The sequence below is a fragment of the Kitasatospora sp. NPDC056327 genome, assembly GCF_042261735.1.
Taxonomy (GTDB): domain Bacteria; phylum Actinomycetota; class Actinomycetes; order Streptomycetales; family Streptomycetaceae; genus Kitasatospora.
In genome coordinates, this window is record NZ_JBHJRC010000387.1 from 1 (window position 1) to 6,803 (window position 6,803).

5 protein-coding genes are annotated in these 6,803 nt (G+C 70.2%); all 5 read right to left on the reverse strand.

Annotated elements, in window-relative coordinates:
* Nucleotides 1–17: 17 nt before the first annotated feature.
* Nucleotides 18–590, reverse strand: coding sequence for a hypothetical protein (locus ACFCX4_RS33480; protein ID WP_376150762.1), 573 nt, complete (start codon nt 588–590; stop codon nt 18–20).
* 239 nt (nt 591–829) lie between these two features.
* Complete coding sequence (locus ACFCX4_RS33485; protein WP_376150764.1) at nt 830–3,469, reverse strand: valine--tRNA ligase; 2,640 nt, start codon at nt 3,467–3,469, stop codon at nt 830–832.
* 176 nt (nt 3,470–3,645) lie between these two features.
* Nucleotides 3,646–4,935, reverse strand: coding sequence for an ATP-dependent Clp protease ATP-binding subunit ClpX (clpX, locus tag ACFCX4_RS33490; RefSeq protein WP_350569305.1), 1,290 nt, complete (start codon nt 4,933–4,935; stop codon nt 3,646–3,648).
* Between the two features lie 285 nt (nt 4,936–5,220).
* Complete coding sequence (locus ACFCX4_RS33495; RefSeq protein WP_376150766.1) at nt 5,221–5,883, reverse strand: ATP-dependent Clp protease proteolytic subunit; 663 nt, start codon at nt 5,881–5,883, stop codon at nt 5,221–5,223.
* Nucleotides 5,884–5,939: 56 nt separating this feature from the next.
* On the reverse strand, nt 5,940–6,557 hold the full coding sequence (locus tag ACFCX4_RS33500; RefSeq protein WP_376150768.1) for an ATP-dependent Clp protease proteolytic subunit: 618 nt from the start codon (nt 6,555–6,557) through the stop codon (nt 5,940–5,942).
* Nucleotides 6,558–6,803 lie beyond the last annotated feature (246 nt).

Consider the following 6,803-nt stretch of genomic DNA (forward strand, 5'->3'; position numbering starts at 1 on the left):
GGCCCGGGCGGGGTCCGTCAGACCCCCGCCCGGGCCTCCGGCACGCTCACCGGCGCCGCGCCGTGCCGGCGGCGCAGCTCGGCGGTGATCTCGGCCAGCTCGCCCTCCGGCAGCAGCGGCAGCATCATCGCCACGCCCTGGAGCAGCCCGCCGAGCAGGAAGGTCGTGTCGGGGGTGGCGGCGACCAGGCCGCGGACCTCGGCCACCTCGCCGGCCGCGACCGCCTCGATCAGCCGGGCCGCGTCCGCGCCGTCCTCGTCGACGTGCACGCCGCCGGTGTCGCCCGGGGCGCGCCGGGCCATCGCCCGCAGCACCCGGTCGCCGACCTCGGGCGCGTAGGCCTTGCGGACCGCCTCGGCGGCGATCCAGGCGAGCAGGGTGGTCACCTCGCGCTCGACGTGCTCCTCCAGCAGCCGGTCCAGCGCGTGGTCGAACGCGAGCTGGTTGCCGTGCCGGAAGGCCAGCAGCAGCGTCGCCGCCCGCCCCTTGGCCTCCTCGACCGCCTCGGCAGGCAGTTCGTCCACCAACTCCTCGGTCACCACCACGCCCATGCCCTCCCGTCGCTCCTCGCCGTCCGGAACTCGAAGCACACCGTACACAGCCCACCTGCAAACTTCCGCGAACCCGCGCGGGCAAGACCTGAATGAATTCGGGCGGAATAGGACCTCACCCGGTCCGGGATGAATATTCGCCGGAAGGGAGCAACGGGATTGGGCTATTGGGACGCACGATTACCCGACCTCCCGAAAAACGGAGGAGCCGCACCCCGCGTCAACGGGGTGCGGCTCCGGTGGAACCGGTCGGCGGCCCGGGCGGGGCCGCCGACGCGTCAGCCCTGCGGCAGCGCCGCGAGCTGGGCGGTGATCCGCGCGATGTCGGCCTCGGCGGCGTCCTGACGGCCCCGGATCTTGGCGACCACGTCGTCCGGCGCCTTGGCGAGGAACGCCTCGTTGCCGAGCTTGGCGCCGCACTGCGCCTTCTCCTTCTCGGCCGCCGCGAGGTCCTTGGCGAGGCGCTTGCGCTCCGCCGCGACGTCGATCGTGCCGGACAGGTCCAGCGCGACGGTGGCACCCGCCACCGGCAGCGAGGCTGTGGCCGCGAAACCCTCCTCCGGCGCCGTCAGCCGCAGCAGCGAGCGGATCGCGTCCTCGTGGACGGCCAGCACGGTGCCGTCCAGCTCCAGCCGCGCCGGCACCTTCTGGGCCGGCTGCAGGCCCTGGTCCGAACGGAACCGGCGGACCTCGGTGACCACCTGCTGCAGCGTGGCGACCTCCGCCTCGGCCGCGGCGTCCCGGAAGCCACTGTCCTGCGGCCACGCGGCGACGACCACCGACTCGGCGCCGGTCAGCGTCGTCCACAGCGCCTCGGTGACGAACGGCACCACCGGGTGCAGCAGCCGCAGGGTGACGTCCAGGACCTCGCCCAGCACCCGGCGGGAGGCCTCGGCCGGCGCGCCGCCCTTGGCCAGGGTGGTCTTGGAGAGCTCGACGTACCAGTCGAACACCTCGTCCCAGGCGAAGTGGTACAGCGCGTCCGAGGCCTTGGCGAACTCGTAGTCGTCGTACAGCGCGTCGACCTCGGCCACGGTCGCGTTCAGCCGCGACAGGATCCAGCGGTCCACCGCGGTCAGCTGCTCCGGCGCGGGCAGCGGACCCTCCACGGTCGCACCGTTCATCAGCGCGAACCGGGTGGCGTTCCAGATCTTGTTGCAGAAGTTCCGCGAGCCCTTGACCCAGTCCTCGCCGATCGGCACGTCGGCACCCGGGTTGGCGCCGCGTGCCAGGGTGAAGCGGACGGCGTCGGCGCCGTAGGCGTCCATCCAGTCCAGCGGGTCGACGGCGGTGCCGGAGGACTTCGACATCTTCTTGCCGAACTCGTCGCGGACCAGACCCGTCAGCGCGACCGTGCGGAACGGCGCCTGGCCGTCCATCGCGTACAGGCCGAACATCATCATCCGGGCGACCCAGAAGAAGATGATGTCGTGGCCCGTGACCAGCACGTCCGTCGGGTAGAACTTCTCCAGGTCGGCGGTCTTCTCCGGCCAGCCCAGCGTGGAGAACGGCCACAGGCCGGAGGAGAACCAGGTGTCCAGGACGTCCGGGTCCTGGTGCCATCCCTCGCCCGACGGCGGCTGCTCGTCGGGGCCGACGCAGACGACCTCGCCGTCCGGGCCGTACCAGACCGGGATCCGGTGACCCCACCACAGCTGGCGCGAGATGCACCAGTCGTACATGTTGTCGACCCAGTCGAAGTAGCGGCGCTCCAGCTCCTTCGGGTGGATCTCCACCTTGCCGTCGCGGACCGCGTCGCCGGCCGCCCGGGCCAGCGGCTCGACCTTGACCCACCACTGCAGCGACAGCCGCGGCTCGACCACCGTGTGGCAGCGCGAGCAGTGGCCGACGGCGTGCATGTACGGGCGCTTCTCGGCGACGATCCGGCCCTGCTCGCGCAGCGCGCCGACGACCGCCGAACGCGCCTCCAGCCGGTCCAGGCCGAGGAACGGGCCGTGCACGGTGATCGCGCCGCGCTCGTCCATGATGCTCAGGTTCGGCAGGTCGTGACGCTGGCCGATGGCGAAGTCGTTCGGGTCGTGCGCCGGGGTCACCTTGACGGCGCCGGTGCCGAACTCCGGGTCGACGTGCTCGTCCGCGACGACCGGGATCTCCCGGTCGGTCAGCGGAAGCTTGATGGTCCGCCCGACCAGGTGCCGGTACCGCTCGTCGTCCGGGTGGACGGCCACCGCGGTGTCGCCCAGCATCGTCTCGGCCCGGGTGGTCGCGACGACGATCGAGTCGTCACCGTCCCCGTAGCGGATCGAGACCAGCTCGCCGGGGACCTCCTCGTGCTCCACCTCGATGTCGGACAGCGCGGTCAGACAGCGCGGACACCAGTTGATGATCCGCTCGGCCCGGTAGATCAGGCCGTCGTCGAAGAGCCGCTTGAAGATGGTCTGGACCGCCTGCGACAGCCCCTCGTCCATCGTGAACCGCTCGCGCGACCAGTCCACGCCGTCACCGAGACGGCGCATCTGGCCGAGGATCCGGCCCCCGTAGTTCTCCTTCCACTCCCAGACCTTCTCGACGAAGGCCTCCCGGCCCAGGTCGTGACGGGAGAGGCCGTCCTCCGCCAGCTGCTGCTCCACCTTGTTCTGGGTGGCGATGCCGGCGTGGTCCATGCCGGGCAGCCAGAGCGCCTCGAAGCCCTGCATGCGCTTGCGGCGGGTCAGCGCGTCCATCAGCGTGTGCTGGAAGGCGTGGCCCAGGTGCAGCGCACCGGTGACGTTCGGCGGCGGGATGACGATGGTGTACGGGGGCTTGTCGCTCTTGGCGTCGGCGGTGAAGTAACCGCGCTCTACCCAGCGCTCGTACAGCTCGCCCTCTACGTCCGCCGGGGCGAAGGTCGTCGGGAGGGTGGCTGCTTCGTCCCCGGCGTGTGTGCTCACGGGGCGCTGGTTCGTGGTGTCGGTCACGACGGACAGTTTACGTAACGCGGGAACCCGGACACGAACGCCTTTCACTCCGGGGCGCCCGGCCCGGTCGGCGGGGCCGTACCCCCCTCCCCGGGGAGGGCCGCCGCCCGGACCGCGAAAGGGCCCCGGCGCCGCCCCGTGGAGGCGGTGCCGGGGCCCGTCGGCACCCGGACGGGTCAGGCGCTCTTGTCGCGCCGCTCCCGCTTGATCATGTCGCGCGGCACCAGGGTCGGGATCGCGTGCTTGGAGACGACGTCCCCGGTCACCACCACGCGGGCGACGTCCTGGCGCGAGGGCACCTCGTACATCACGGACATCAGCACCTCCTCCATGATGGCCCGCAGACCGCGGGCGCCGGTGCCCCGCAGGATCGCCTGGTCGGCGATCGCCTCCAGCGCGTCCCGGGAGAACTCCAGCTCCACGCCGTCCAGTTCGAAGAGCTTGCGGTACTGCTTCACCAGCGCGTTCTTCGGCTCGGTGAGGATCTGCAGGAGCGCCTCGCGGTCCAGGTTGTGGACGCTGGTGATCACCGGCAGACGGCCGATGAACTCGGGGATCATGCCGAACTTGACCAGGTCCTCCGGCATCACCTGACGGAAGTGGTCGCTGGCGTCCAGCTCCCGCTTGGAGCGGATGTTCGCGCCGAAGCCGATGCCCTTGGCACCCGCCCGGCCCTCGATGATCCGCTCCAGGCCGGCGAAGGCGCCGCCGACGATGAACAGCACGTTGGTGGTGTCGATCTGGATGAACTCCTGGTGCGGGTGCTTGCGCCCGCCCTGCGGCGGCACCGAGGCGGTGGTGCCCTCCAGGATCTTCAGCAGCGCCTGCTGCACGCCCTCGCCGGAGACGTCCCGGGTGATCGACGGGTTCTCGCTCTTGCGCGCGACCTTGTCGATCTCGTCGATGTAGATGATCCCGGTCTCGGCCTTCTTGACGTCGTAGTCGGCCGCCTGGATCAGCTTGAGCAGGATGTTCTCGACGTCCTCGCCGACGTACCCGGCCTCGGTGAGCGCGGTGGCGTCCGCGATCGCGAACGGCACGTTCAGCATCCGGGCCAGGGTCTGCGCCAGCAGGGTCTTGCCGGAGCCGGTCGGGCCCAGCAGCAGGATGTTGGACTTCGCCAGCTCGATGGCGTCCTCGCGGCCGTTGCCGCCGCTGCGGCCGGCCTCACCCGCCTGGACCCGCTTGTAGTGGTTGTAGACGGCCACCGACAGCGCCTTCTTGGCGAGGTCCTGGCCGACCACGTACTGGTCCAGGAACTCGTAGATCTCGCGGGGCTTCGGGAGCTCCTCGAAGCGCACCTCGGAGGTCTCGGCGAGCTCCTCCTCGATGATCTCGTTGCACAGGTCGATGCACTCGTCGCAGATGTACACGCCTGGGCCGGCGATCAGCTTCTTCACCTGCTTCTGCGACTTGCCGCAGAACGAGCACTTGAGCAGGTCGCCACCGTCTCCGATGCGTGCCACGAGGTGCTTCCCCTTCGCCAGGGGCCCCGCGGGAGTTCCGGGGCCTGGTGCTGTGGACCGTCGACGCCGACGGCGATCGGTCTCGCTATCCGACGGTACTCTGCCGAGCCGCCGATTCCGCCCTCTTCGCCGGGTCTGCCCTACGCCCTGGGCGAATTGATACCGAACAGATGCCGTCGGAGGTGTCGCCGGGGTGCCGCGGGCGGGCCGCGCGAGCCGGTCGCGCGCCCCGCGGACGGCCCCCTCCCCGGCCCGCCTGCGGACCCGGGAGGGGGAAGGCCGGCCTCAGGAGGTCAGCGAGGCCTTGCGGGTCGAGATGACCAGGTCGACCAGACCGTACTCGACGGCCTCCTCGGCCGTGAGGATCTTGTCGCGCTCGATGTCCTCGCGGACCTGCTCGACCGACTTGCTGGAGTGCTTGGACAGCATCTCCTCCAGCTGCTCGCGCATCCGGAAGATCTCCTTGGCCTGGATCTCCAGGTCGGAGACCTGGCCGCGGCCGGTCTCGGTGTAGGGCTGGTGGATCAGGATGCGGGCGTTCGGCAGCGCCATCCGCTTGCCGGGGGTGCCGGCCGCCAGCAGCACGGCCGCCGCCGAGGCCGCCTGGCCCATGCAGACGGTGGTGATGTCGGGCTTGACGTACTGCATGGTGTCGTAGATGGCCGTCAGGGCCGTGAACGAGCCGCCCGGCGAGTTGATGTACATCTGGATCTCGCGGTCCGGGTCCATCGACTCCAGGCACAGCAGCTGCGCCATGATGTCGTTGGCCGACACGTCGTCCACCTGGGAGCCGAGGAAGATGATGCGCTCCTCGAACAGCTTGGCGTACGGGTCGTACTCGCGGATGCCCTGCGAGGTGCGCTCGACGAAGCGCGGGACGATGTAGCGTCCCTCGGCGCGCATGTCCTCGACGCGGGCCTTGGCGGCCGACAGGCTGGGGATGTTCATGGGTGTTCTGGTCCTCCGGAGCGTTGTGGCTGTGGTCTCGTGGGCCGGGCCGAGGCTCAGGCGCCGGTGCCGCCGCCGCCGGGGACGTCCGCGGCACTGTGCATGATCGCGTCGATCAGGCCGTACTCCAGGGCCTCCTCCGGGGTGAACCAGCGGTCACGGTCGGAGTCCCGGGTGATCTGCTCGAAGGACTGGCCGCTGTGGAAGGCGATCAGCTCGGACATCCGCTTCTTGGTGCGCAGCAGCTGCTCGGCCTGGATGCGGATGTCGGTGGCCGAACCGCCCAGACCGGCGGAGGGCTGGTGCATGAGGATGTTGGCGTTCGGGAGCGAGAAGCGCTTGCCCTTGGCACCGGCGGTCAGGAGGAACTGGCCCATCGAGGCCGCCATGCCCATCGCGATCGTGACGACGTCGTTCTTGATGTACTGCATGGTGTCGTAGATCGCCATGCCGGCCGAGATCGAGCCGCCCGGGGAGTTGATGTAGAGGAAGATGTCCTTGTCCGGGTCCGCGGCCAGCAGCAGCAGCTGCGCGGTGATCTTGTTCGCGATGTCGTCGTCGACCTGCTGGCCGAGGAAGATGATCCGCTCGTTGAGCAGCCGGTTGTAGACCTGGTCGCCGAGGCCGCCCAGCACGTCACCAGAGGCGGCGTGCGGCGCCATCGGGCCGGGCATCTGCATCTGCGGGTACGTCACTTAGCCACCTGCTCAGTCGATTTGGACGGTCGCTCCACGGCCGTCACGATGTCGCACAGCTTCCGGGTATCACGTCGTGATTGTCGCTGTCCAAGGACCCTAACGCGCAGGCCGGGCCGCAGAATCCCTCACGCAGAACTGTTCGCTGTGAGCGCAGGGTTCGCGGCCGGACCGGTTCCCGGGCCGGAACGGCGGGGAAGACGGCGGGCCCGGACGCCGTACGGC

Bases quoted from the DNA above. Each gene is read 5' to 3' on its own strand.
- ACFCX4_RS33495 (WP_376150766.1), bottom strand. From the start codon at position 5,883: ATGAACATCCCCAGCCTGTCGGCCGCCAAGGCCCGCGTCGAGGACATG.
- ACFCX4_RS33500 (WP_376150768.1), bottom strand. From the start codon at position 6,557: ATGCCCGGCCCGATGGCGCCGCACGCCGCCTCTGGTGACGTGCTGGGC.